This is a genomic window from Bacillus sp. JZ105 (assembly GCF_053903125.1).
The window spans coordinates 1,164,202-1,187,393 of record NZ_CP096387.1 but is presented as its reverse complement, the minus strand read 5'-3'; the positions used below and the strand labels follow the sequence as shown (position 1 = coordinate 1,187,393).

Sequence of the window (23,192 nt, the reverse complement as noted above, 5' to 3'; positions counted from 1 at the left end):
CCCTAATTATGACTGTTTGAAACACACCTCATTTGATATGATTAGATGTGTTTCATTTTAAGATTGATTGACTATTGGAGGACTAGCTTTGAAATGCGCACGACGACATGATCGAACGATCTCATTACATACGTATTCGAGAGAACATTATCAATTCCTCCATGACGAGGGAAAAAAAGGACAATTATTCTGTCCATATTGCGGACAACCGGTCTTTTTTAGATTAAATATACATGATGAACCTGCCTTTATCCATAAGCACATGTCTCAGCAAGAAATTTGTGAAAAAGCTGAAGAACAAGCAAATCAGCATCAAACGGCTGAACAAGAGAAAAAGGCTTCCTATAAAGAACTTGGCGGCTTCCGTTTTCCAACCGGCAAACAGATCATCTCGCAAACGAGCGAATCATATGAGTGGCAGGAACCAAGGTCGATTCAATTTAGCGACGCCTTACATTTAGAAGAGAATGAACAAGTTCATACGATCGACCTCTTCCCGCATATCACCTTTAGCACACCGCAGCTTCAAGCTGTCACACATTTAGATGGTCCGATGCTTGTGCTGGCTGGTGCCGGCAGCGGGAAAACAAGAGTCCTGACAGCCAGAGCGGCTTATCTCATGTCCCATCATCATATTCCTGCTCACCATATTTTACTCGTGACTTTCACCACAAAAGCGAGCAATGAGATGAAAGAAAGGCTGCGCAAGCAATACCAGCTTCATCCTTCACAAGCCAGCCAAGTGGTGACAGGCACCTTCCACAGTCTTTTTTATAAAATGCTGCTTCACGATGACGCAAACAAATGGAATGGCCAGCATCTGATCAAGTTTGACTGGCAAAAGGAGCAATATATTCGAAAAGCTATGATGAATGAAGGACTTGATGAGAAAGACTACCCTACCGATCAAGTACTCCAATCAATCGGCTATTGGAAAAATGCCTTTTTACCAAGTGAACTTCCTGATTTGAAGGATGAAAAGGAAAAACACATGTGGACGATCTATCAATCATATGAACAGCAAAAACGAGATCATCAGCAATTTGACTTTGATGATATGGCGATTGCCTGCTTACATATGCTGACAGAACAGCCTGAACTGCTAAAACGGTATCAAGAACGATTCCAGTATATTTTAGTGGATGAATTTCAGGATATTAACCCAGTGCAATATCAATTAATTCAGCTTTTAGCCGGAGAATCAGAGCAGTTATTTTGTGTAGGCGATGATGATCAAGCCATTTATGCCTTTAGAGGGAGCAACCCTGCTTTCATTCTTGATTTCAAACAGGACTATCCTTCAGCTCAGATCGTCCATTTACATGCGAATTACCGGTCTCACCATACGATTGTCGCAAGTGCTGATGCGATTATTAAGAAAAATCAGCATCGTTATGAGAAGACGTTAAAAGCCGTGCGCGCGGAGAAAATTCCACCGACGCTCTTTTATCCATATGACGAAGAAGAGGAAGCGACGATGATTGTCGCAGATATTCAGGAGAAAATCAAAAACGGGGCAAAGCCGAATGACTTCTGCGTGCTGTTTCGAACGAATACAGGCGGCCGGGCGATTTATGAACGGCTGCATCAATCAGCCATCCCGTACGAAACGGATGCTGGCGTCAAATCCTTCTACAGCAGACGAATGGTCCGGGTTCTCCTCGCCTTTCTTTCTTTAAGTCAGGATGCAGACGATGTGGCAGCCATAAAACAGCTGCTGCCGGTTTTCTTTTTAAAGCAGCAAACCCTAAATACACTAAAAGCACTGACCATCACAGAAGATTGTTCAATGGTAGAAGCGCTCGGAAAACTGACAGATATACAGCCGTTTCAACGGAAAAAGCTGCAATCAATCGTTCCCTTATTTCGAACGTTACGTACATTAAAGCCATCGGACGCGGTGACATTTATTGAACAAAAGATGGGACTCGGGGATTATTTAAAAAAACGGGTGAACGATACGAATGTCCTTGAAAAAGGAGCGGATGATGTACGTGATGTGAAAACAGCCGCCAAACGCTTTGAATCGATTGAAGCCTTTCTTGCACATGCCGAACATATGAAGTCTGCCGAAAAGGAAAAAACAGATGAACCCGGTGTTCAGCTCATGACGATCCACCGCGCAAAGGGACTTGAATTCCAGACCGTATACATCACTTGTGTGGTCGACGGAGCACTCCCTCATGATTTTTCACTGGACGAACTCAGAAACGGACATAAAGAAGCACTGGAAGAAGAGCGCCGTTTATTATACGTGGCTATGACAAGAGCTGAACAATCTCTTTATCTGTCTGTTCCTTCATTTAGACGAGGAAAAACGGCTCATCGTTCTCGCTTTTTGTATCCTCTTCTAAAGAAAAACCGTGAATTATTTCCGCAAAAACAACAGGCCCCCCTTTAAACGGAGAGCCTGTTGTTTATTTTTTGTTATTCATCATTTTAGCAATTGTATTGAAATCAAGCTTTTCTTTTCCACTTGTAATCGATTGAACGATTTTGTCTTCCATTTCTTTAGGTACACGTTTGTTCGCAAGCTGCGCTACTTTTTTAATGACACCTCGAACGGTATTCTCATCTTTAAAGTTGGCATTTTGCAAAGAACCTGCAAGTTTAAACACATCATTCATATTCACACCGGTTTTGTTTTCTACGCTTTTAAAGAATTTATTATCCATTCATCTGCCTCCTCTTTGTGGAGTAATCACCTTACTATATGAAAATAGGCGGGATATGTGCCTATCCTAAAGCCTTGTTTGACCAAAGAGAAAGGAAAGCAAAAGGCTTCCCCCTTGCTTCCCTCACCTTCTTACTGTTTAGTAGTTAAAGAAAGAAGCACCCACGATAATTAGAAGGATGAAAAGCACAACGACAAGAACAAATGTTGATCCATATCCGCCGCCGTAGCCACCGCCGTAGCCGCCGCAAGAACCGCCACCGTAACAACTCATATTTAAGCACCTCCTCTTCTCCCTTACAAAGTATGAAAAATGCAAGAAATGGTTTGGACGATCACATAAAAAAGTGCGGAATTTTTATTTCTGCTGTTTAAAGATGTAATCTGCCTCTCTATGACGCATCATGAATGCTTCTGTTTCTTTTGCAAAAGCCTCCATCTTCACGCCAAATGCTTTTAAGTACTCCTCAAGATCATGCGCTTTATCCGTTAGATCCATTTCAGCCTTTTCGTGCGCTTGTTCTTTCCCATCATGGGGTTTAGTGAACAAGGAACCGATTAATTGTTCGAATGCATCCATTCTGGTCACCCCTTCTCTCTTACATATGCACCACTCAAAAAAAGGCAACAAAAAAACCGGATAAATCCGGCTTTTGTTATTTCTTCTATTATTGAGGTTTCTTTTTGTTTCCACAGCCGCAGCCGGTTTTCTTGATTTTCTTCGTATATACAGATTGTTGATTTGACTGCGCTGGATAACCTTGAAGCATATGTGACGGCGTTTCAGTTGGTTTCATCGCAACCCTTCCTTTCCTATTCCATGATAGTATATGCATTTGTTCAAAGCGTGTCTGATCAGAATGCCTGTTTATTTCACAAGCTTCGAGACGACCGCTTCTATAATGCCTGCTGCTGCGGCAATCGCTAATAATAAATTAAGCCACATGCTGATGACAGGAAAAAGTATGTATATCAGAAGTAAGGCAGCAGTGCACCACATGCCAGTACACCAATAACAGCTTAACAATTCTCCTACCCAAGACCGCAGTCCTTGCCCTTTAATGATGATATATGTTTCGACTTCACCTTGTTCGTTTACCTCTTCCTGTTCTTCATGAAATAGACGGCGGAATGGCGCAGTAATCGTATCAAACACAATCAGTCTCGTCAATCTAAAGGATGCGAGGGCAAACACGAAAAATGACAAAGCACCGCTCAGAGAGCCTCCACCTCCTTCTTTCTTCTTTTTCCGTCCTTTCTTTATATATGCAAGAAAAAAGACCGTCATGATGAATCGAGCGGAAATAAAATTGGGTTGTACTTTTTCTCACTTTCCGATTCCACCTTGAGTCCTTGCTGCATTAAATAATGTATAGATAAGAAAGGAGTGAAAGTATTGTCTATTGAAGAAAGTGCTGAAATATTGTATACACAACTGTTAAACGAATTAATCAGCAATTATGATGATTTCATTGAGATCAAAGATTCCGAAAATGTCACAATTCATAAAACAGATGTAACAGCTGCACTCTCCCTTCAAGCGACCGTAACGACAATCATTACTCTTTTAATCCAAATTCTTGTACCAGACGATGAATTGGCTGCTGACATCACAGACCAGCTTTTATCCACACAACAAGTGGAAGTCCAAAAGAAAACTGTGATTCAAATCATCAACTGCTATAACATTACGATTACATTATCAGATGCATCCATTATGAACTCCGTCCAAATTCTCACTCAAACATTGAATGTGCTCTTAGTTGAAGCCGGCATTCTTTGACCCTTTCTTTTTCTAATGACGTATGAAAGAGGTGAAATCATCGTGGCTGAAGAGAACGAAAAAAAGGAGTTTCAAATCAATACTGATATTGATCCATTAACAAGTCTTCTTGTAAATGATGTGTTAAACAAAAACAATATCACGGATGATCAGAAAGCAAAAATTTCAGACGATCAAAGAAGAATGATTTTGAAATTAGTCGAGGACTTACAAAAGAAAGCAAATGATTTCGTAGAACAGCAGCAGGAGAAAAAAAGGCAGGCTGAGGCAGCAAAACAGCCGGAAGAAGTAGTGCCTGAACCAAAAGTACGTCCAAAACGAAATTCACTTCGAAATCGTATTCAGCAGCGTCGTGATGCGCAGCGTAATAACGATTAAATAAAAATGGGTTGCCTGCTAGGGTAAATGCCCGAGACAAAACCACGCATTCCAGCATTTAATAAAGTAAACGGAAGGAGGAATAGAAATGGATTCTAAACCATATTCTTGGGTCGCTCTAGATCGTAACTGTACACACCACGGACACCACAGATACCATGACGATTGCAATTATGAAAGAAAAGCAGTTTGTGACGACTATTATGATGATGAAGATGTCCTACAAGACTTGGATCAAGTAAGCTTCACAAAGCAGACATCTGAAGAGGTCATTATCGTTAGAGACTCTTGTGACATTAACGTATCTTCTGTCGATGCACAGGTTGCAGCATCTATCCAGGTAGCGATTCAAACAGCGATCATCACCATTACAAATATCTCAATCGCAGACGGTGATTTAGCAGACCGCGTCACGCAGGATCTCTTACAAGCCGCTACTCACAAACAAACAAACCGCCAAAAACTTGTCATCGAAAATTCAAGAAACGTTACAGTATCTACAATCGATGCGGACATCTCTATCGCAATCCAAACACTTACACAAACACTTGTTGCGACAATCGTTGCAATCGGTATCCTCTAATGTCCAAAAGCAGAGCGAAAAGCTCTGCTTTTCCTTTTATAAAAATACAACAAATATAAATGGTCATTTACCCACACCAACTAGAGGGCAAATACATATGTTGTTAAGGACTAAAGTCAAATACCTTGTTAAAGGAGCTGAAATCCATGAGCTGCGGAAAACACCATGGCCGACATGATGAAAACTGTGTATGCGATGCGGTTGATAAGATTTTAGCAGAGCAGGAAGCTGTAGAAGATAAATGTCCTACGAGCTGCTACAGTAATTTATTAAGCCCAACAGTTTCTGGAAAAGATACGATTCCGTTTTTACTTTTTGATAAAAAGGGCGGGTTGTTCTCTACTTTCGGAAACATCGGAGGATTTGTTGACGATTGCCAATGCTTCGAATCTATTTTCTTCCGGGTTGAAAAATTACACGACTGCTGTGCTACGTTATCTGTATTAAGACCAGTTGATGTACACGGACATACGCTGAGCGTGTGTCACCCTTGTGACCCTGACTTCTTTGGTCTAGAAAAAACGGACTTTTGTATTGAGGTTGATTTAAACTGCTTCTGCGCAATCCAATGCTTAAACCCAGAGCTTGTCGACAGAGTCATGCCATCGAAAGATAAAAAGCATCATCACCACGGCTAAATCAACAGGCCGCTGATCTAACTTGCATGAGTCAAAGCATCCCCTTCCTCACGAATGACAGCCAATCATGCGGAGCAGTCAGCATAAGAAGCGGCCGCTTCCGCATTGATTGATAGTAGATGCATCAACCAGCAAAACGACAAAAAAAGCTTGTAGATGATGACAGTGCTCAAACACTCAAACAAATTTCCTAGTATAGGAGGGTTGAATATGAGCCGCAAACATTCATGGAACTGTGTAGCAGAGGCTGTTGAAAATATTAACGACTTACAAAATGCCGTCGAAGAAGATTGCCCGACCAGCTGTTACAGCAATCTCCTTTCTCCATCACATTCATTAGGTGACACTGTCCCGTTTGTTCTCTTTACATCCAAATCAAAACCATTCGTCGCATTCGGAAACGTTGGAGAAGTAGATCCTGGCCCTTGCTTCAGCACTGCATTTTTCAGAGTCGAACACATCTCTGATCACTGCGCAACACTCAGCTTGCTTATCGCATTTGACAAAGACCGTCATATTTTAGATTTTACAGATAAAGATTCCTTATGTGATGTGTTCCGATTAGAAAAATCGAAATATTGCATTGAAGTAGACCTTGACTGCTTCTGCGCAATCGAGTGCCTAAACCCAAGACTCATCAACCGTAACTGCTAACAAAAAAAGTCCCTAAATGGGGACTTTTTTTCTTTGTTAAAAACCAAGCGGGTGGATGGAAGAAATTTCAGCAATCGGTAATTCGACTGGATTTCCCCCTCCTGCTGTCCGAATGATCACAGTATCATCTTTTCGATCCATGATGATCCCTCGGTATGTTTTACCATCAGCTTCAATCAGACAAAGAGCTCTTGGCATATTATGAGGCAGTCTTGTGAGAAAATCGACTTTTTCATCAATACTCATCTGACTTAAAGGTTTTTTCACTCGTTTTCTTTTTGGTTCTTCTTTTGTTTCATGAAAGACACCTTCTGGCTGGTTCCCCTCTTCTTCTTGAGACTCTCGATTTTGTATGATTTCTTGTTCCTGTGTAAGTTCGGCTTCTTGTGTATCCTCTTGTTCCTGTGCAGGCCCTGCTTCTTTTGTGATCTCTTGTTTTTCTGTAAACTCAGCTTCTTGTTGAAGTTTAGGCGGCTCGGCTTCTTTTTTCTGCTCTATTTCTTGAGCCGCAGGCTCCTGCTGCGTGCTTTCTTCGACCTCACCCTTTGTATTATGATCACTTTCCGGCTGTTTTTCTGATTTCTTTCGCTTTCTCACAATATTTTGCATGGCCGGCTTTGATTCTTGATAGCTCGGCTGAACAATATACATCAGCGGCTTTTGATTCTCATCACCTTTTTTTGACATACTAATCCCTCCCGAATGATTCATTCCTTATATATATGAACGGAGGCCTCAAATCAGAAGAAAAATAAAAAAACAGCATACCCTTTATCGGTATGCTGCAAGTCATGTATTCGTTTAGCGGGCAATGATATGGAAACCGGAATCAACATGCAGATTCTCACCTGTCATGCCGCGAGATAAATCACTGAATAAGAATAGAGCTGTATCGCCAACTTCTTCAGGAGTTGTTGTACGGCGAAGTGGTGCACGCTCTTCAATATCCTTCAGAATGGTATTAAAGCCGCTGATGCCTTTTGCAGATAACGTACGAATTGGACCAGCAGAAATACTGTTCACGCGGATGCCTTCTGCGCCTAAATCAGCTGCTAAATATTTCACACTTGCTTCAAGTGATGCTTTCGCTACACCCATTACGTTGTAGTTTGATACAACACGCTCTCCGCCTAGGTATGTAAGCGTCACAATGCTTCCACCCTCTGTCATCAATGGACGTGCTGCTTTTGCTACAGCTGTTAAAGAGTATGCACTAATGTTGTGCGCCAAAAGGAACCCTTCACGGTTTGTATTTAAGTATTCGCCAACAAGCTCTTCTTTGTTTGCAAATGCAATGGCATGCGCAACGCCATGAATGACTTGTACTTTCTCTTTAATTGCAGCGAAACATTTTTCGATTTCTTCGTCACTTGTCACGTCACATGGAAGAATAATTGAATCATTACGCTCAAGTGTGCTTGCCAGCTCTTTTACCGATTCAGCAAGACGATCTCCAACATAAGTAAAAATCAAACGAGCTCCAGCTTCATGAAGTGAGCGGGCAATTCCCCAAGCGATGCTTCGTTTATTGGCAACACCCATAACCACGATATTACGGCCTTCTAAAGAAAAGTTCATATGTAATAAAGCCTCCTATTTTTTCAAGACATAGTATTAGTACCTGATCATAATATTATCACAGATCATAAGAGAATGACAATTTCCACCGAAAGAAAGTTTCATTTTCGCGAAAAAACCGCCCTCACAAGTGAAGACGGTTCGATTCCCTTATCGTTTGATTCTGTTTTGCTGATAAGCAAAATGGTTCGTAGGCCCATGTCCAGATCCAATACGCAAAGGGAATTTAATGGCTTCATGAACAAAGGTTTCTGCTGTTTCAAAGGCTTCCTTCATCGAATATCCTTTCGCAATTTCAGCTGTTAATGCTGCTGCAAACGTGCAGCCTGTGCCATGTGTATGCGGTGTATCAATATGTTCATTTGTGACTTCAATAAAGCCTTTTCCATCATACAGCAGGTCTGTAATCATCCCATCAGATGGACCATGGCCGCCTTTGATCACGACATGTTTCGTGCCGAGCTCATAAAGGCGCTCCGCTGCCACATAGCGGTCCTCTTTCGTCTGAATACGTATGCCTGTCAGTACTTCTGCCTCAGGAAGGTTCGGCGATACAGCATAGCTGACAGGCAGCAAGTGTGTTTTCATTGCAGCGACCGCATCTTCATTTAATAAAGAGGCCCCTCCTTTTGCGATCATGACTGGATCTACAATCAGCCTCATATCATATTGAACCGTTTTTTCAGCTACAATCTTGATCATGTCTGCACTCCACAGCATCCCTGTTTTGACGGCATCTGGCAGTAAGTCTTCTGCCACTGCATCTATTTGGCGCTCTAACGCCTCAATCGAAAGCGGGTATATCCCGTGAACACCTTGTGTGTTTTGCGCAGTAATTGCTGTGATCGCAGACATTCCGTACACACCGAGCTCCTGAAAAGTTTTCAAATCTGCCTGAATGCCTGCTCCGCCGCCAGAATCAGAACCCGCGATTGTGAATGCTTTTTTGATCGTCATTTCTTCACACCTCTCATTAGCCAATCCATTGATGATAAATGGTTCTTGCTTTGGCAATATCATTCGTACCATGAACAAGCGCTCTGCCATCTTTAAATAAGACAAGCTTAAACTCATCCTTTTGACACGAAAGCAAATATGGATTTTCAAGCACATCCATTCCTGCTTTTTTTAACCGAAGAGCTACTTCATGTAAAGGCGGTGGTGTTTCTGATGCACTGCGGATTTGTACCGTATTGCGGCCGCATAGTACATCTGCCTTCGCTCTCCTGTCATATGAAAGAAATGGATAGGTCTTCAGTCCACAGCTTGGACATTGCTTCTTCTTTAAAGACGCGGCCGACCGAATGTCAGAGCGTTCATTTTTCCATAAATCGAAGGATTTTAATATTGGCGTCACTTGATGTCCTGTTAAATATTTAAGTGCATCTGCCACTTGATATGCGGCTACCTGCTGCACAACTGGACTAATGATACCTGCTGTATCACATGTCATGCCTTGTGCGGGTAAATGTTCAAGCAGACAGTGTAAACACGGCGTCTCACCAGGGATCACTGTGAATTGAATGCCATAACTGGCTACACAGGCCCCATAAAGGAACGGAATTTGATGTTTGACAGCGGCATCATTTGCAATCATTCTTACCTCAAAATTATCCGCTGCATCGACAATGATCGAAGCCTCACTGACAAGCTCGTCAATATTGTGAGCCATCACATCGATTACGATTCCTTTGACGTGCACGTCACTGTTTACTTGCTTGAGTCTTTTTTCAGCCGCCACAGCTTTTGGCAGCCGATCCTTCACGTCTTGCTCCGTGTAAAGCTGCTGACGCTGAAGGTTGCTCCATTCAATATAATCTCGGTCCAAAATGGTGACAGATCCAACGCCGGCACGAACGAGCATTTCAGCACTTGCGGTTCCAAGTGCCCCCGCTCCAATAATGACCGCCTTTGAGTCATTTAGCCGCTTTTGCCCCTCTGTTCCAATTGGCTGAAAAAGCTCTTGGCGTGAATAACGAGTGCTCAAAATGACGGCATTCCTTCCTGTGGACTGCTCGCTGTCCCATAGTTTTTCAGCGGAATACGTCCTGCCTCGTAGCCTAGTCTTCCTGATTCAATCGCGAGTTTCATTGCTTTTGCCATTTTCACAGGATCCTTTGCACCAGAGACAGCCGTATTTAGTAATACAGCGTCTGCTCCAAGCTCCATCGCATAAGCTGCATCCTTCGGAGAACCTACGCCAGCATCAATAATGACCGGCACCTTCGCCTGCTCAATAATAAATGAGAGATTCAAAGGATTTAGTAAGCCTTGGCCTGAACCAATCGGTGAAGCACCAGGCATGATGGCATGGACACCGAGTTCTTCTAATTTTCTTGCCAGCACCACATCATCAGATGTATATGGCAGCACGATAAATCCTTCTTCGAGCAGCATTTCAGATGCTTTTAATGTTTCAACTGGATCTGGCAGAAGAGACCTTGAACAGCCAATGACTTCTACCTTGATCATGTCACAAAGCCCAGAAGCCTTTGCTAAACGGGCAATACGCACTGCCTCTTCTGCTGTACTTGCTCCAGCTGTATTCGGAAGCAGCGTATATTTTGATAAATCAAGCTGCTCCAAAAAATTAGGCTGAGATGCTTCGAATATGTTCATTCTTCTGACGGCAAAGGTTAAAATTTCGGTTTCCGATACGTTCACCGCTTCTTTTTGAACCTCAAATGATGGGTACTTTCCTGTTCCGAGTAATAGTCTTGATGTGAATGTTTTTCCGCCAATGTGCAGCATTGGATCATCCTCCTCCTACAAAATGAACGATTTCAATCGTGTCATTTGGTTGAATTTCTACTTGTTGAAACGCTTCTTTATCAATGATTTCATGATTCTTTTCAACGATCACCACTCGGTTTTCAAGCTGATAGGCTGATAGCAGATCATAGATCGTTCCATTCTCTTGATCGAAATCAACAATTCTGCCATTCAATTGAATCTTCATACGAATAGTGCCTCCTTTCGTCCAATTCGAAACGCGTGAAGCCATTCTTCTTTGACCGGTTCGTCTAATATTAGGTCACGAATGATTTCTCCAGTAATCGGCGCAAGTAAAATGCCGTTTCTGTAATGCCCTGCAGCAAAAAGAATACGCTTGTCTTCTGGATGTCTTCCGATATAAGGATGCCGATCATTTGTCGCCGGACGAAGGCCTGCCCAGCACTCTTCAATCGGCATCTCCTTAATAGAAGGCATAAGCTGAGACGCCTTTTGAATCACAGCTTCCATGCCGCCAAGCGTTGGAACAGCCTGCCACTCGTTTGGCTTCATTGTTGCGCCGATGACAAGCTTTCCGCTATCTCGCTGAACGATATAACAATGATCATGATAAATGGTGTGTGCGAGCGCCGGACCATTATTCCATACAGACACACATTCCCCTTTGACTGGATAAAGAGAATGCGATAATCCGAGTTCTTCAAAAAAACGGCCAGACCAAACACCACTTGCGACTGTCAGATCATCACATGTGAATGTTCCCTTCGTTGTTCTGACAGTTAACGCTTCTTTGTCCCGCTTCACTTCGATCACAGGTGTACACTCTTTCACATCTGCCCCGTACCGAACCGCCGCCTGCCATAAAGCCCTGCATACAGCGTAAGGCTCCACATGCACATCCTCTTCAATCAAACCTGCTCCCAGCATGTGATCTGTAACTTGAGGCATACATTTTTTTACACTGCTTGCGTCAAGCCATTGAAATGTAGACAAATGCTGCATGCGGCAAAGGGCTTGTTTCTCTTCTTCTGTAAAGGCGACCTTCATGATACCGCCCGCTGAAGTCCGAATATCAATGCCTGATTCATGCAGAAGATCGACTTTTAATTTTTTGTATAATGCCTGGCTTGCTCTGCCTGCCTGAAAGAAAACATCCTCATGACCCTCTCCTTCAGCATGTGCACCGAGCATCCCGGCAGCCGCACTTGTCGTTTGCTTCCCTATCTCATTCGCTTCAAATAAGACCACCTGTTTTCCTGCTTTTGCAAGGTGATAGGCGATGGAGACCCCTATGATTCCACCACCAATGATTGCAACGTCATAATGCTTTTTCATAAGGATTCTCCTTTACCTTTTCAGAAAATGCTTGTGCCATCATACGCGGCTGATGATGAGCAAAAATCCCAGACATGACAGCAATTCCTTTCACATTTGCTTGTTTCAATTCTGGAACTCGTTCTGGGGTCACCCCGCCGATGGCCACCACTGGAATCGTTAGTGCAGAAGTCAGTTCTTTCACAAGATGTACACCTCTTGCCTGAAGTCCTGGTTTACAAGAGGTAGCATATATGTGCCCAAACATGACATACTCTGCTCCATTTTTCTCTGCTGCTTTCGCTTCTTCTATCGAATGGACAGATACTCCCGCATGAAGGTGAGGAAACTTTTTTCGCAGTTCTTTTGGCGAAAAGCTGTGGCTCGGGAGATGCACCCTGTGAATATTGGTAAGCAGCGCAACGTCTACTCGGTCATTAATCACGAGCTTTTCTTTCGGTACACCTTCTAAAAGAAGATTCTTCACGAGATCAACAAGCTCACTCGCTGTTTTAGACCGTTCCCGAATATGAATAAAATCCACTTCAGACGCAATGGCTTTTATTTGTTTGATCAGTTCACCCGCAGGAAGCGAATCATTTGTCACTGCGTGGAGTTCCATTTGCACCAACCCCATCTAAGCATGCTGTTTGCCACATTTCTTTTTGATACGCCATCTCCCAAAAATGATATTCGTAATAGCTTGAAATCACAAAATTTTCTTTCATATTGGCCCGTACATGGTCTGGTGCTTTTTCCGCTAGTTCATCAAAGCGGTTCACCTGTTCGAAGACGAGTTCCTTAAACCAATCGCCTCCATATGTCAAAATCCATTCTTGGTAAATCGGATGGTCAGGTGTTGTTTGTTTCAGCTTTTCACCTACCTCATAATAGAGCCAGTAACATGGTAATAATGCGGCTAAAATCTCTTCAAACCGTCCGCTTTTTACAGATCGGTACATATGAGAGGTATACGCATAAGCAGTGGGAGAAGGCTTAAAGTTCTCAATGGCTTCATCAGAAATTTGCAGAAGCTCTGTAAATTTCCTATGCAGCGACAGCTCTGCTTCATACGTGCCCTGGGCATGATACGCCATTCTGCCCGTCGTATGTAAGTCCTCACTCATCGCCGCTCCATATGCCTGCACCTTTGCAAAATGAGTTAAATAATACGAATCCTGCATCACGTAATAGGTGAAACGATCGAGTGAAAGTGTGCCATCTCCAATCCCTTTGACAAAAGGATGTGTAAAGCTTCCATTCCACCATGTTGCTGCAGCCTCTTTACATTCTGTTGAAAACGTCATATTCCTCTCCTCCTGTTTTTCCATATAAAAAAGCCACTTTCCGCGTGGAAAGTGGCTTGGAATTTGTAAAAAGCATAGTCAAAAACCGCACCACTTCCCTACGCAGGTATGAACCTGTTCAGGTAATGAGGGTCTAAAAGTCGACACTTTTATCTCAGCCCTTATAAAGGACTCCCCTAGTGGATCAAATATATGATGTTGTACCTCTATCTTAATCAGGAATTGGTCATTGGTCAAGGGTTCATTGTCATTCTAATTGGGCTCTTAGACCTGCCACATACTCACGGGAGCCCGATACAAGCACACGGTCACCGCTTCTAAGTGTCGTATCACCATGCGGTACTAAGCTGTCTACTCCTCTGAAAATGCGGACAAATACCAAATCACCGGTGAAAGGGAATTCCCTCAGCATGACATTATGATAACGATGATTGTTCATTTGAATTTGATACAAAGAAGAATCCTCATTTGTTAGCAATCGAATCGCATCAGGTGCTTCAATCAAAGCTCTTAGCACCGTTTTAGATGAAAGGAAAGTAGAAAACGTATCAATGCCCGCTTCCTTCAATGTCAGCTCTGCCTCAGCTTTATTGACACTTGCAATGACTTGTTTCGCTCCTTCCTCTTTTGCAAATAAAGCAATTTCCTTATTTTTCGTCTCACTGCCTGTTGCGACGACAAGGACATCCTCTTGGCCGACGCCTGCCTTTCTCAGCGTCTCATCGTCGTATTGTTCAATTGATTCGACTTCAAAGATAGAGTCTGCCAGCAGCGCTTCCTTATTTTCTTGAAACACATGCAAAATCCGAATGTCATATTCATCCTGATGTAAATCAAGTGTGACAGGTAAGGTCAGTTGATTTGCTCCAATAAAGGTCACACGCTTCTTATGGCTTGCCGCTTGTTCTTTTTTAAACAGCGCTTTAAACCAAACAGGTGTTAAAATACTCGTTAACACAGCAACTAAAATCAGCGCTCCTGACATTTTATGATCAATGACACCGAGCCGCTCACCAATCGTCGCAGCTGCTATGACGAGAGATAACGTAGAAGTTAATAAAAAGCCGGAGCCAATGACCTTTTTCATGTCATACCATTTTTTCAAATAAAGAATCGGGATGAGCTTACTTATAAGCAGCGCAATAAACAGCAGCGGAATCATGATCATAATGCTTGGGTCCTTAAACAGTGCCCATATATTCAGATCTACTCCGACCATCACAAAAAAGATCGGGATTAAAAATCCGTAGCCAAATGAGTCCAGCTGCTGAACGAGCTCTTTATTTGGCGAAAGAAGGGACACAAGCACACCAGCTAAAAACGCCCCAAGAATATTTTCAGCGCCGAGTGATTCAGATAAGGCAACTAAGACTATAATGAGAGTAAAGATTGCCCTTGTCCCAATTTGCACGGTTCCTTTAGACATCGACTGAAAAATTGACTTTGTCTTAAATACGCGGCCAAATAAATAAAGAAGAATGCCTGCAGCGAATAATAAGAGCAGGAGCCACATGTTCCCTGTTCCATCTCCATAAATGGAGGAAAACACAGCAAGTAAAATCATCGTGACCAAATCGGCAATGACAGCTACAAGCAGAATGATTTGACCGATATTCGTCTGCATCAACTTTTCCTCTTTTAAGGTTGGCACCACTACGCCTAATGAGATGGTAGAGATAATGAGCGTCATTAAAAAGGCATTTTGGATAAACCCTGCGAGTACAAACGCATAGGACAGAATAAAAGAAATACAAAATACCCCAAGAAAAATAATGGTGGCTGCTTTAAATGTATTTGGTTCTTTTACACCATTTGGAAGTTCTCGTGCTTTCTTCTTTGACTCAAAAGAAGAAAAATCTATTTCAAGTCCACTTAAAAACATCAGAAAAATAAAACCGAGCATGGATAATGTATCTAACCACGCATCATGTTCGACAACCAGTTGAAGACCGCTTTTCCCAATGATGAGCCCCATGATGATTTCAGCTACAACGACCGGAATGGTCAGCTTAAATCGGTGCAATAAAATAGGGGTGAAAAAGGCGACAATAATAACGACAACGAGTGATGAAACAGATGTATGCTCCATTGGCTAAAGCCTCCTAACATTCATGTTTAATTTTTTAAGTTTTACGTTAAAGCATTGATTCTAACAATTGCCCAAATGAAATGAAAGCCATTCGTTATATTTTCTAAAATTCAAACTTCTTTATATCCGACGAAAGGATGAAAAAAATCAGGAGGAAACCTTATGAAATTCGATATCATTGGCGATATCCACGGCTGCTACGAAGAGCTGCTTACCCTCATACACAAACTAGGATACGAACTCAAACATGGATTACCCGTCCATCCTGATAAGAGAACGCTGGCCCTTGTTGGTGACCTAACAGATCGTGGACCTCAGTCAGTAGACGTCATGCGATTTGTCATTCATGCTTATTCACACGGCGCAATCCGCTATGTACCTGGCAACCACTGCTTTAAGCTTTATCGCTATTTAAAAGGAAATCCCGTCAAATTGCTTCATGGCATCGAAACAACAGTGAACGAAATAAAAAAACTGCCCATTCATGAACAAAACAAATTATCACATGAATTTAAGCAGTTATTCGAGAAGGCTCCGCTTTATGATGTACTCATTCCTGGTGAGCTGATCATTGCACACGCAGCAATGAAGGAAAAGGATATTGGAAAAAAGCCGAATAAACAGATGCGGTCCTATTTATTATTTGGTGCTGTCACAGGAGAAACATGGCCAGATGGACGGCCTGTTCGGAAGGACTGGGCAAAGGAATATCACGGAAAACCATGGATTGTGTATGGTCATACACCAGTGAAAGAACCTCGGTTCGTTGGCAGAACGGTCAATATTGATACAGGCTGCGTATTTGGCAACCAGCTGTCTGCCCTCACATACCCTGAGCTTAAAACGGTCTCCGTTCCTTCATTCATGCCTTATGATGAGTCAAGATTTCAGCATTTCACATCATAAAAAACCCGGCCCTGCGCTGCAGGTGACCGGGTTTCTCTAGTTAAAACAGCAATGATTTCATATCATCAGGAAGCGGAGCTGAAAATGTCATTTGCTCACCTGTCATCGGATGAGGAAACACAAGGGCTTCACTATGCAGTGCCTGCCGGTCTATCCGCTCGCTCGTTCCGCCATACAGCGTATCTCCGATGAGCGGATGCCCAAGAAACTGCATATGAACACGAATTTGATGTGTTCTCCCGGTTTCAAGCGAGAGAGACACATCCGACATGTTCAACTCAGCAATTACCGCTCGCACGGAATAATGCGTCACTGCCTCCTGCCCAGCATCATCAACCATCCGCTCGATAATACTATCCCCTTTTCGGGCAATTTTTGCAGCGATCGTGCCATGCTTTTCTGTGATCATGCCATGTGTAAACGCTCTGTACGTTCGTTTAACCGCTCCACTTTTTTGCGCCTTTGATAAAAGGCTATGGGCAAAGCGATGCTTCGCCACAAGCATGACGCCAGATGTGTCACGATCAAGACGGTTCACCAAATGAACCGTATGCCGAACAGACTGCTTGGCATAATGATGCAGCAATCCATTCGCAATACTGTGCTCAGGGTGCTCCCGAGAAGGGATCGAAGGAATATACGGCCTTTTATTCAGCACAAGGACATGCTCGTCCTCAAATATAATATCAAGTGGAATCGGTGCAGGCTTCAGACCTTCACTCACTTTTTCCTCGGGAAATAAAATGGTGAGTCTGTCCCCTTCATGCAGCTCGCACTTCACGGTAACATGCTCTCCATTAATGAGGAGGTCACCGCCATCAAACTTAATATCCGTCAGCATTCTTTTCGAAATACCAAGATCAATTAAATACTCCTTTAAAAGCATCCCTTCTTCTTTGGCTGTTATGGTTTTGTTTAATGTAAAGTATTCCAGCGGGAACAACCTCTTTCTTATTCTCCTTTTCCGATAAAGGAATCTTGCACCCTTTTCCAAAACGGAAACGGTCTAAATCTGGCAAAACGGACATTCTCGTCTGCCACTCGGCATTGAATGGATTTGACGTCTTTATGAAGCAGTGTCAAATGATCAATAGTCACCTGAAAGTCGACATCATTCCTCGGCTTAATCACACAAGTGTGGTGGTCAGGCAAAATAAGCGGTGAACCGACCGTCCGAAACACTCTGTTGTTGATTGAAGCCATTTCTGCCAGCTGTATGGCTCTAATGGAAGGGTGAATAATGGCGCCACCCAGTGCCTTATTATAGGCCGTACTGCCAGATGGTGTAGACAGACAAAGGCCGTCACCTCTGAATGTTTCAAAAAGCTGGCCTCTAATTTCAACATCTGCCACAAGTGTCCCTTCCATGCTTTTAATTGTACACTCATTCATTGCTAAATATTTCTCTTCTCTGCCGCCGTCGTTGTATCTGACAATGACTTCTAAGATCGGATATTCCACAATATGATAAGGCGTTTTCGCAATGGCTAAGACGAGTTTTTCAATTTCACTCGGCACCCAGTCAGCATAGAAGCCAAGATGACCTGTATGAACGCCGACAAAAGCTGTTTCATTTAGACGGTCGCTATAACGGTGAAACGCATAAAGAAGGGTGCCGTCTCCACCAACCGTAATGACAAGATCCGGTTCCTCTTCATTTAGTTCCATACCAAAATCCAATAAGTAGGTCTGAATTTTACTTTTGAGCGTGTCAGATACCGAATTCCCTTTTGAAGAAACTGCAAATTTCATGAATTCTTCTCCTTTTTCACCTTGCTGCTATGAGAGGGCAGCATCATATTTGATCAAACTGGCTCAGCTGTCGTTTTTCTTTTTCCGGGAAAATGCCACTTGTGCTTCTTGAATTTCCCCTCTGATTTCGGACATTTCTTCATCGAGACGAGATGCCGCCTCAGATGCTCTTTGAAGGCGCAGCTTGACCTTCTCCGGAATATTCCCGCTATATTTATAATTCAGAGAATGCTCAATGGTCGCCCAAAAGTTCATCGCAAGCGTACGAATTTGGATTTCGACAAGGAGCTGTTTCTCTCCACTTACGGTTTGCAGCGGATATAACACAACAAGGTGGTAAGAGCGGTATCCGCTTTCTTTATGTTCTGCAATATAGTCGCGTTTATCTACAACCACAAAATCTTTACGTGACTGGAGCATTTTTTTCACGACTTGTATATCTTCTACAAACTGGCACATAATGCGAAGCCCAGCAATATCCTGCATCGTTTCAATCTCATGCATCGGGATGTTTTTGCGCTTTGCCTTTTCTAATATGCTGGCAACGGGTTTCACTCGGCCTGTGACAAATTCTACTGGTGAATGGTCATCTTCGAATTCATACAGCTTTCGAATGCCTTTTAGTTTCACTTTTAATTCTTCGACTGCTTGTTTATACGGTGCGAGGAATTGATCCCATTGTTTTTTGTCCATGAAACTTCCCCCAATTCCATATACCTAATTATTTCAGAGGAATGTGCTTTTCACTTTCTCTTCCATATCTCCGTAATTGGCATTGTCTTTAATATTGTCGATTAAATAATGTAATTCCTGTTGAAGCTGAATGAGTTCCATCGAATGGTCATCCGATGTCAAATAGACAGGGATGTCACGATTCATTGCTTCTTTTAATGGAGCCCATGTATGTTCCCCTAAAATAAGATACGAAAAGGACTCCTCGGTTTCAAGTATGTAAACGAACGCAAAGTGATCAGAATCAACAAGCATTTGTCCTGATGCTTTTGCTTTTTGGATTTGCTCTTCTGACTGGATTGTCAAAATCAGCCTGTCTTCTTTTAAAGTTGCTTCTGTGATTTCAATTCTGTTTTGCATCATGATCTCCTTTACAACAAAGTACAGCTTTATTTTATCATATCAAGTTCAATATTGATAAACCGAACTTTTTGAGAAAATCTTGTTTTTCTCTTTTAAATGATCCTTTCCCACGATTCTTCATTCATTTTGGTCCATACCTAAAGAAAATAGAGAGAAAAAAACAGTCTTTTACATGGTGAACACACTTCATGTACAATAATCATATTTCCTCTAATGAAAGGTTGATGTCAAAATGGCACAGGAAATTGAAATCGAACTAAAGCAATTATTAATGAAAGAAGAATTTGAACAGCTGAAACAGCATTTTCAATTGAAGGATACGGATTTCCACACGCAAACCAACTATTATTTTGATACACCTCAATTTGATATAAAATCTCAATTGTCTGCATTAAGAATGAGAGAAAAAAACGGTCAATGGGTGCTCACATTAAAGGAACCTCACGAAATAGGCCTGCTCGAAACCCACCAAGCGATCGCTCCCCCTTCTCAACTTGACGATTTTAAGCTGCCAGAAGGTGAAGTTGCAGACAGATTAGACCACCTGAACATTCAAAAGGATCAAATTGTGTACTTTGGTTCACTTGAAACATCAAGAGCAGAAAAAATGATTCAAGAAGGCTTAATTGTTTTGGATCACAGCCGATATTTAACAGTAGAGGACTATGAACTTGAATTTGAAGTGAGCGACCTGGAAATCGGACAAGCCGCTTTCTCCGAATTGCTCCGCAAATTTCATATTCCAGTACGAAACACGAAAAACAAAGTCGTCCGTTTTTATGAGGAAAAAATGAAAACAGAGAATAAATGAATTCCTTGAAGGAGGAACATGATGAACGTCAATCAACTTCAATCCTTTATGCAGCTTCAAGCGCTTAAAACGTTACAGACAGATCCAGCACAAACGCAAATGTCTGCGGGGCAAGAATCGAATGCCCAAGCTTCATTTCAGTCGCTGCTGCAAGATTTTTTAGGCGGATCAGAATTATCACGTCTTCCGCTTTCCATCTCAGCTTTTCTGGGCACGGACCCATCCACGGCTCCGAACACGCAATATGCGCGTACAAACCCATATTTATCTGCCACTTCCGGCAGTGGTCAGCTTGAGGCCCAATCTTTGTATGCAAATGACAACCAATTAAATACAGCGAATGGCATTGGAAATGTGTTAAACAACAGCTACACGCCGCCGCTTCAAAAGGCTGTCTCCAGCGGCTCATCATCAAAAGAGATTAATCAAATCGTGTCACAAATGGCTCAAAAGCATGGCGTTCCCGAAAAGCTGATTCACGCTGTCATCAAACAGGAATCCGGCTACCGCACAAATGCTGTCAGCCATGCAGGTGCGCTTGGACTCATGCAGCTCATGCCATCTACGGCTAAATCACTTGGCGTCAACAATGCCTTTGATGCCGCCCAAAATATTGAAGGCGGAACGAAGTATTTAAAACAAATGCTCCATAAATATAACGGAAATATCTCACTCGCCTTAGCTGCCTATAATGCAGGTTCAGGAAATGTTGATAAATACGGAGGCATTCCTCCATTTAAAGAAACACAAAATTATGTAAAGAAAATCACAGCTCAATATTTCGCTTAAACCGAAGAGAATAACCTCTTCGGTTTTTTGTATGTCGCTTTTCCCCCTTTTTTGACTGAATGTGTTATGATATGGTCAATTGATCACAGAATCCGATTCTCTCTTTATTTCGAGCAGACCAAAGCGGTTTGTTTGTGGAATTGAGATGAGGTTGTTAAAATAAGTACAAGAAGAGAAACAATAAAATAGAACAAACTGAATATCACTTTTGAAATAAATGAAATGCGCAATAGGGTGAGTCATCCTATTAACTACGAGTAAAAGGAGTAGTCAACATGGTACAATCGTTTAACGCACCTTACGAAGCGGTTGGAGAGGAACTTCTATCGCAACTTGTTGATACTTTTTATGAAAATGTAAAGTGTCATCCTTTGCTTCATCCTATTTTCCCGGATGACTTAAAAGAAACAGCAAGAAAACAAAAACAGTTTTTAACGCAATATTTAGGCGGACCACCGCTTTATACAGAGGAGCATGGCCACCCAATGCTGCGGGCGAGACATCTCCCTTTTCCGATTACTGAAGAGCGGGCTGACGCATGGCTTGAATGCATGGAGGATGCAATGGATCAAGTAGGATTAACCGGCGATATTCGTGACTTTTTATTTGAACGGCTTTCTCTGACGGCTCGTCATATGGTCAACCAAACACCTGAAAAGGATGGACGATCTTGAGCTGCAATACGCACGATCAATATTTCTCACACTGTCACGGACATCCTCAAAAGCCGATTGAAATCTATGTATTCATTGATCCTCTAAGCCCTGACTGCTGGTTATTAGAGCCGTCCATTAAAAAGTTGAAAATGAAATATGGCCGTTTTTTCACTTTACGAACGGTAACAAGTTCTAGTATTAATGCTTTGAATCGGAAAAGAAAGAAACATTTACTGACGGAAGCATGGGGAAAATTTGCCACTAAAACGCAGACCAAAAAAGAACAAATGCTGTCTGAACAAATTGTGACATCACCCTACCTCGCCTCACTCGCACTAAAAGCAGCGGAGCTTCAAGGCAGAAAATGCGGAATGAAATTTTTGCGTCTCATTCAAGAATCACTTTTTTGCCATCAGCAAGATGTCACAAGTGAGCAGGTGCTGATAGAAAATGCAAAAAGTGCTGGACTGGACATCGAGGAATTCCAGCGCGACATTCATTCTCAAAGTGCTGTGAAAGCACTGCAATGTGATATGAAAATTGCAGCAGAAATGGACGTATCTGAGCTTCCGACCTTCGCCTTTTTTAATACCGTAAATGGAGATGAAGGATTAAAAATTTCAGGTGCCTACTCTTATGATATATACGAGGAAATCCTTTTTGAAATGATTGGTGAAAAACCAACACCTTCAGAACGGCCTCCAATTGAATGGTTTATTGCTTACTTTCAATTTGCTTCCGCAAAAGAGATAGCCGTTGTCTATGACCTGACGCTTGAAGAAGTTGAACGAGAAATGAAGAAGCTGGCTTTCGCTCAAAAGGTAGAACGTGTCCAAGTGCAGCAAGAAATGTTTTGGCGCTATAAAGAGAATGACCACCATACAGCTCTTGATGTCTATCGCTGTGAAAATGAACATGGGTGCTGACCCATGTTTTTCTTTACTCCAAAAAGGAACGTTTGTTCTGTTTATAAACACGAAGAAACCGCGCCGGGATAAGCGCGGTTTCACTATGTCTTAACGACAACAAAGGGGATGGGAGAAATTTTTCACGGTCAAACAAAGGGGTAATGTTTGTATGTGATTAATTTCACATCTGTAGTATATCAAATTTTGTCGACTTATGACAACAGATATACTATATGTTCATATTTTTGTCACAAAACATAAGAGGGTTGTCACTTTCATATAGTAAAAGTAACAAAAAAATGGGGGGATCTGCATGCGCAGCACAACTATTGGACTTGTTGCCATTGGCTTATGTTTCTTTTTAAATATATTAGGCTTAATGAAGATGCTACCTCTTTATTTGACGTCTCCACTCTTATTTGCTTCGATTCTTTTTACGCTTTATCGAATGAATCACCGCAAAACCTTTAGAGGTTTTAAAGGTTGATGATCGACAAGAAACGGCCTCGACATCTAAAGAGGTCTTTTTTTGAGAAAAAAACTC

General features: G+C 42.3%; 31 protein-coding genes and 1 riboswitch. Of the genes, 12 read left to right on the top strand and 19 right to left on the bottom strand.

The features are described 5' to 3' along the window. The first annotated feature begins 88 nt into the window (after positions 1-88). Positions 89-2,401, top strand: a complete 2,313-nt coding sequence (locus M1D81_RS05920; protein WP_456265337.1) for a UvrD-helicase domain-containing protein — start codon at positions 89-91, stop codon at positions 2,399-2,401. A gap of 16 nt (positions 2,402-2,417) precedes the next feature. Here M1D81_RS05920 and M1D81_RS05915 read toward each other — a convergent pair whose 3' ends face one another. From M1D81_RS05915 to M1D81_RS05895, 5 genes are all read right to left on the bottom strand, one after another. Next, on the bottom strand, positions 2,418-2,675 hold the full coding sequence (locus M1D81_RS05915) for a stage VI sporulation protein F (RefSeq protein WP_008348417.1): 258 nt from the start codon (positions 2,673-2,675) through the stop codon (positions 2,418-2,420). Between the two features lie 138 nt (positions 2,676-2,813). After that, on the bottom strand, positions 2,814-2,948 hold the full coding sequence (locus tag M1D81_RS05910) for a YjcZ family sporulation protein (RefSeq protein ID WP_034282023.1): 135 nt from the start codon (positions 2,946-2,948) through the stop codon (positions 2,814-2,816). A gap of 84 nt (positions 2,949-3,032) precedes the next feature. Next, positions 3,033-3,254 carry a hypothetical protein gene (locus M1D81_RS05905; protein WP_456265338.1) on the bottom strand — a complete coding sequence of 74 codons (222 nt, stop codon included), beginning with the start codon at positions 3,252-3,254 and terminating at the stop codon, positions 3,033-3,035. 88 nt (positions 3,255-3,342) lie between these two features. Continuing rightward, complete coding sequence (locus M1D81_RS05900) at positions 3,343-3,471, bottom strand: hypothetical protein (RefSeq protein ID WP_254967544.1); 129 nt, start codon at positions 3,469-3,471, stop codon at positions 3,343-3,345. Positions 3,472-3,542: 71 nt separating this feature from the next. Beyond that, positions 3,543-3,893 (bottom strand): DUF1360 domain-containing protein, encoded by a 351-nt coding sequence (locus M1D81_RS05895; protein ID WP_456267153.1) that lies wholly within the window; start codon positions 3,891-3,893, stop codon positions 3,543-3,545. A gap of 168 nt (positions 3,894-4,061) precedes the next feature. Between M1D81_RS05895 and M1D81_RS05890 the strand changes: the two genes are divergently transcribed. From M1D81_RS05890 to M1D81_RS05870, 5 genes are all read left to right on the top strand, one after another. Continuing rightward, positions 4,062-4,457 carry a spore coat protein gene (locus M1D81_RS05890; RefSeq protein ID WP_225315488.1) on the top strand — a complete coding sequence of 132 codons (396 nt, stop codon included), beginning with the start codon at positions 4,062-4,064 and terminating at the stop codon, positions 4,455-4,457. Positions 4,458-4,499: 42 nt separating this feature from the next. Further along, positions 4,500-4,835, top strand: coding sequence for a spore coat protein (locus tag M1D81_RS05885; protein WP_456265339.1), 336 nt, complete (start codon positions 4,500-4,502; stop codon positions 4,833-4,835). Between the two features lie 88 nt (positions 4,836-4,923). Beyond that, on the top strand, positions 4,924-5,418 hold the full coding sequence (locus M1D81_RS05880; RefSeq protein WP_456265340.1) for a spore coat protein: 495 nt from the start codon (positions 4,924-4,926) through the stop codon (positions 5,416-5,418). A gap of 146 nt (positions 5,419-5,564) precedes the next feature. Continuing rightward, on the top strand, positions 5,565-6,056 hold the full coding sequence (locus tag M1D81_RS05875; RefSeq protein ID WP_003211658.1) for a CotY/CotZ family spore coat protein: 492 nt from the start codon (positions 5,565-5,567) through the stop codon (positions 6,054-6,056). 210 nt (positions 6,057-6,266) lie between these two features. Beyond that, positions 6,267-6,710: a CotY/CotZ family spore coat protein gene (locus M1D81_RS05870; RefSeq protein ID WP_411209533.1), complete on the top strand. Its 444-nt coding sequence runs from the start codon at positions 6,267-6,269 to the stop codon at positions 6,708-6,710. Positions 6,711-6,746: 36 nt separating this feature from the next. On the opposite strand, the gene M1D81_RS05865 is transcribed toward M1D81_RS05870, so the two are convergent. From M1D81_RS05865 to M1D81_RS05820, 10 genes are all read right to left on the bottom strand, one after another. Beyond that, positions 6,747-7,397: a CotO family spore coat protein gene (locus tag M1D81_RS05865; protein ID WP_456265341.1), complete on the bottom strand. Its 651-nt coding sequence runs from the start codon at positions 7,395-7,397 to the stop codon at positions 6,747-6,749. A gap of 114 nt (positions 7,398-7,511) precedes the next feature. Next, positions 7,512-8,288 carry an enoyl-ACP reductase FabI gene (fabI, locus tag M1D81_RS05860; protein WP_456265342.1) on the bottom strand — a complete coding sequence of 259 codons (777 nt, stop codon included), beginning with the start codon at positions 8,286-8,288 and terminating at the stop codon, positions 7,512-7,514. A 150-nt stretch (positions 8,289-8,438) separates the two neighbouring features. Further along, the gene (thiD, locus tag M1D81_RS05855; RefSeq protein WP_456265343.1) at positions 8,439-9,245 is read right to left on the bottom strand and encodes a bifunctional hydroxymethylpyrimidine kinase/phosphomethylpyrimidine kinase; all 807 of its coding nucleotides are present in this window, start codon (positions 9,243-9,245) and stop codon (positions 8,439-8,441) included. A gap of 16 nt (positions 9,246-9,261) precedes the next feature. Then, the gene (locus M1D81_RS05850) at positions 9,262-10,275 is read right to left on the bottom strand and encodes a thiazole biosynthesis adenylyltransferase ThiF (protein WP_456265344.1); all 1,014 of its coding nucleotides are present in this window, start codon (positions 10,273-10,275) and stop codon (positions 9,262-9,264) included. Further along, positions 10,272-11,039: a thiazole synthase gene (locus tag M1D81_RS05845; protein WP_456265345.1), complete on the bottom strand. Its 768-nt coding sequence runs from the start codon at positions 11,037-11,039 to the stop codon at positions 10,272-10,274. The genes M1D81_RS05850 and M1D81_RS05845 overlap by 4 nt, the downstream gene beginning before the upstream one ends. 4 nt (positions 11,040-11,043) lie before the next feature. Continuing rightward, positions 11,044-11,247 carry a sulfur carrier protein ThiS gene (gene thiS, locus M1D81_RS05840; protein WP_024426466.1) on the bottom strand — a complete coding sequence of 68 codons (204 nt, stop codon included), beginning with the start codon at positions 11,245-11,247 and terminating at the stop codon, positions 11,044-11,046. Beyond that, on the bottom strand, positions 11,244-12,356 hold the full coding sequence (gene thiO / locus M1D81_RS05835; RefSeq protein WP_456265346.1) for a glycine oxidase ThiO: 1,113 nt from the start codon (positions 12,354-12,356) through the stop codon (positions 11,244-11,246). The genes thiS and thiO overlap by 4 nt, the downstream gene beginning before the upstream one ends. Next, positions 12,340-12,957, bottom strand: coding sequence for a thiazole tautomerase TenI (gene tenI, locus M1D81_RS05830; protein WP_456265347.1), 618 nt, complete (start codon positions 12,955-12,957; stop codon positions 12,340-12,342). Before tenI ends, thiO begins: the two co-directional genes overlap by 17 nt. Beyond that, positions 12,932-13,642, bottom strand: coding sequence for a thiaminase II (gene tenA, locus M1D81_RS05825; protein ID WP_041110154.1), 711 nt, complete (start codon positions 13,640-13,642; stop codon positions 12,932-12,934). The genes tenI and tenA overlap by 26 nt, the downstream gene beginning before the upstream one ends. A 78-nt stretch (positions 13,643-13,720) precedes the next feature. Next, a riboswitch (TPP riboswitch) is annotated at positions 13,721-13,830 on the bottom strand. Between the two features lie 59 nt (positions 13,831-13,889). After that, complete coding sequence (locus M1D81_RS05820) at positions 13,890-15,731, bottom strand: monovalent cation:proton antiporter family protein (protein ID WP_456265348.1); 1,842 nt, start codon at positions 15,729-15,731, stop codon at positions 13,890-13,892. A gap of 162 nt (positions 15,732-15,893) precedes the next feature. Between M1D81_RS05820 and prpE the strand changes: the two genes are divergently transcribed. Further along, positions 15,894-16,637, top strand: a complete 744-nt coding sequence (gene prpE, locus M1D81_RS05815) for a bis(5'-nucleosyl)-tetraphosphatase PrpE (RefSeq protein WP_456265349.1) — start codon at positions 15,894-15,896, stop codon at positions 16,635-16,637. A gap of 40 nt (positions 16,638-16,677) precedes the next feature. Here the strand turns inward: prpE and M1D81_RS05810 are convergent, their stop codons facing one another. From M1D81_RS05810 to M1D81_RS05795, 4 genes are all read right to left on the bottom strand, one after another. After that, complete coding sequence (locus M1D81_RS05810; RefSeq protein ID WP_456265350.1) at positions 16,678-17,580, bottom strand: RluA family pseudouridine synthase; 903 nt, start codon at positions 17,578-17,580, stop codon at positions 16,678-16,680. Between the two features lie 8 nt (positions 17,581-17,588). Next, positions 17,589-18,389: an NAD kinase gene (locus M1D81_RS05805; protein ID WP_003211364.1), complete on the bottom strand. Its 801-nt coding sequence runs from the start codon at positions 18,387-18,389 to the stop codon at positions 17,589-17,591. 63 nt (positions 18,390-18,452) lie between these two features. Continuing rightward, the gene (locus M1D81_RS05800; protein ID WP_024425028.1) at positions 18,453-19,082 is read right to left on the bottom strand and encodes a GTP pyrophosphokinase; all 630 of its coding nucleotides are present in this window, start codon (positions 19,080-19,082) and stop codon (positions 18,453-18,455) included. Positions 19,083-19,115: 33 nt separating this feature from the next. Further along, entirely contained in the window at positions 19,116-19,481 is a 366-nt protein-coding gene (locus tag M1D81_RS05795) for a UPF0738 family protein (protein WP_456265351.1), read from the bottom strand. 235 nt (positions 19,482-19,716) lie between these two features. Between M1D81_RS05795 and M1D81_RS05790 the strand changes: the two genes are divergently transcribed. The 5 genes from M1D81_RS05790 to M1D81_RS05770 all read left to right on the top strand — a co-directional run bounded on the left by M1D81_RS05790 (position 19,717) and on the right by M1D81_RS05770 (position 23,135). After that, positions 19,717-20,295: a CYTH domain-containing protein gene (locus tag M1D81_RS05790; RefSeq protein ID WP_456265352.1), complete on the top strand. Its 579-nt coding sequence runs from the start codon at positions 19,717-19,719 to the stop codon at positions 20,293-20,295. Positions 20,296-20,316: 21 nt separating this feature from the next. Beyond that, entirely contained in the window at positions 20,317-21,084 is a 768-nt protein-coding gene (locus M1D81_RS05785) for a lytic transglycosylase domain-containing protein (protein WP_456265353.1), read from the top strand. A 275-nt stretch (positions 21,085-21,359) separates the two neighbouring features. After that, positions 21,360-21,758, top strand: coding sequence for a globin domain-containing protein (locus M1D81_RS05780; RefSeq protein WP_008355333.1), 399 nt, complete (start codon positions 21,360-21,362; stop codon positions 21,756-21,758). Then, positions 21,755-22,666 carry a ClpXP adapter SpxH family protein gene (locus M1D81_RS05775; protein ID WP_456265354.1) on the top strand — a complete coding sequence of 304 codons (912 nt, stop codon included), beginning with the start codon at positions 21,755-21,757 and terminating at the stop codon, positions 22,664-22,666. Before M1D81_RS05780 ends, M1D81_RS05775 begins: the two co-directional genes overlap by 4 nt. A gap of 295 nt (positions 22,667-22,961) precedes the next feature. Beyond that, positions 22,962-23,135, top strand: a complete 174-nt coding sequence (locus tag M1D81_RS05770; RefSeq protein ID WP_024425034.1) for a hypothetical protein — start codon at positions 22,962-22,964, stop codon at positions 23,133-23,135. Positions 23,136-23,192: the final 57 nt, after the last annotated feature.

Bases quoted from the DNA above. Each gene is read 5' to 3' on its own strand.
- M1D81_RS05915 (WP_008348417.1), bottom strand. From the start codon at position 2,675: ATGGATAATAAATTCTTTAAAAGCGTAGAAAACAAAACCGGTGTGAAT.
- M1D81_RS05910 (WP_034282023.1), bottom strand. From the start codon at position 2,948: ATGAGTTGTTACGGTGGCGGTTCTTGCGGCGGCTACGGCGGTGGCTAC.
- M1D81_RS05905 (WP_456265338.1), bottom strand. From the start codon at position 3,254: ATGGATGCATTCGAACAATTAATCGGTTCCTTGTTCACTAAACCCCAT.
- M1D81_RS05900 (WP_254967544.1), bottom strand. From the start codon at position 3,471: ATGAAACCAACTGAAACGCCGTCACATATGCTTCAAGGTTATCCAGCG.
- M1D81_RS05880 (WP_456265340.1), top strand. From the start codon at position 4,924: ATGGATTCTAAACCATATTCTTGGGTCGCTCTAGATCGTAACTGTACA.
- M1D81_RS05875 (WP_003211658.1), top strand. From the start codon at position 5,565: ATGAGCTGCGGAAAACACCATGGCCGACATGATGAAAACTGTGTATGC.
- M1D81_RS05870 (WP_411209533.1), top strand. From the start codon at position 6,267: ATGAGCCGCAAACATTCATGGAACTGTGTAGCAGAGGCTGTTGAAAAT.
- M1D81_RS05865 (WP_456265341.1), bottom strand. From the start codon at position 7,397: ATGTCAAAAAAAGGTGATGAGAATCAAAAGCCGCTGATGTATATTGTT.
- fabI (WP_456265342.1), bottom strand. From the start codon at position 8,288: ATGAACTTTTCTTTAGAAGGCCGTAATATCGTGGTTATGGGTGTTGCC.
- thiD (WP_456265343.1), bottom strand. From the start codon at position 9,245: ATGACGATCAAAAAAGCATTCACAATCGCGGGTTCTGATTCTGGCGGC.
- M1D81_RS05845 (WP_456265345.1), bottom strand. From the start codon at position 11,039: ATGCTGCACATTGGCGGAAAAACATTCACATCAAGACTATTACTCGGA.
- thiS (WP_024426466.1), bottom strand. From the start codon at position 11,247: ATGAAGATTCAATTGAATGGCAGAATTGTTGATTTCGATCAAGAGAAT.
- thiO (WP_456265346.1), bottom strand. From the start codon at position 12,356: ATGAAAAAGCATTATGACGTTGCAATCATTGGTGGTGGAATCATAGGG.
- tenI (WP_456265347.1), bottom strand. From the start codon at position 12,957: ATGGAACTCCACGCAGTGACAAATGATTCGCTTCCTGCGGGTGAACTG.
- tenA (WP_041110154.1), bottom strand. From the start codon at position 13,642: ATGACGTTTTCAACAGAATGTAAAGAGGCTGCAGCAACATGGTGGAAT.
- M1D81_RS05820 (WP_456265348.1), bottom strand. From the start codon at position 15,731: ATGGAGCATACATCTGTTTCATCACTCGTTGTCGTTATTATTGTCGCC.
- prpE (WP_456265349.1), top strand. From the start codon at position 15,894: ATGAAATTCGATATCATTGGCGATATCCACGGCTGCTACGAAGAGCTG.
- M1D81_RS05805 (WP_003211364.1), bottom strand. From the start codon at position 18,389: ATGAAATTTGCAGTTTCTTCAAAAGGGAATTCGGTATCTGACACGCTC.
- M1D81_RS05800 (WP_024425028.1), bottom strand. From the start codon at position 19,082: ATGGACAAAAAACAATGGGATCAATTCCTCGCACCGTATAAACAAGCA.
- M1D81_RS05795 (WP_456265351.1), bottom strand. From the start codon at position 19,481: ATGCAAAACAGAATTGAAATCACAGAAGCAACTTTAAAAGAAGACAGG.
- M1D81_RS05790 (WP_456265352.1), top strand. From the start codon at position 19,717: ATGGCACAGGAAATTGAAATCGAACTAAAGCAATTATTAATGAAAGAA.
- M1D81_RS05785 (WP_456265353.1), top strand. From the start codon at position 20,317: ATGAACGTCAATCAACTTCAATCCTTTATGCAGCTTCAAGCGCTTAAA.
- M1D81_RS05780 (WP_008355333.1), top strand. From the start codon at position 21,360: ATGGTACAATCGTTTAACGCACCTTACGAAGCGGTTGGAGAGGAACTT.
- M1D81_RS05770 (WP_024425034.1), top strand. From the start codon at position 22,962: ATGCGCAGCACAACTATTGGACTTGTTGCCATTGGCTTATGTTTCTTT.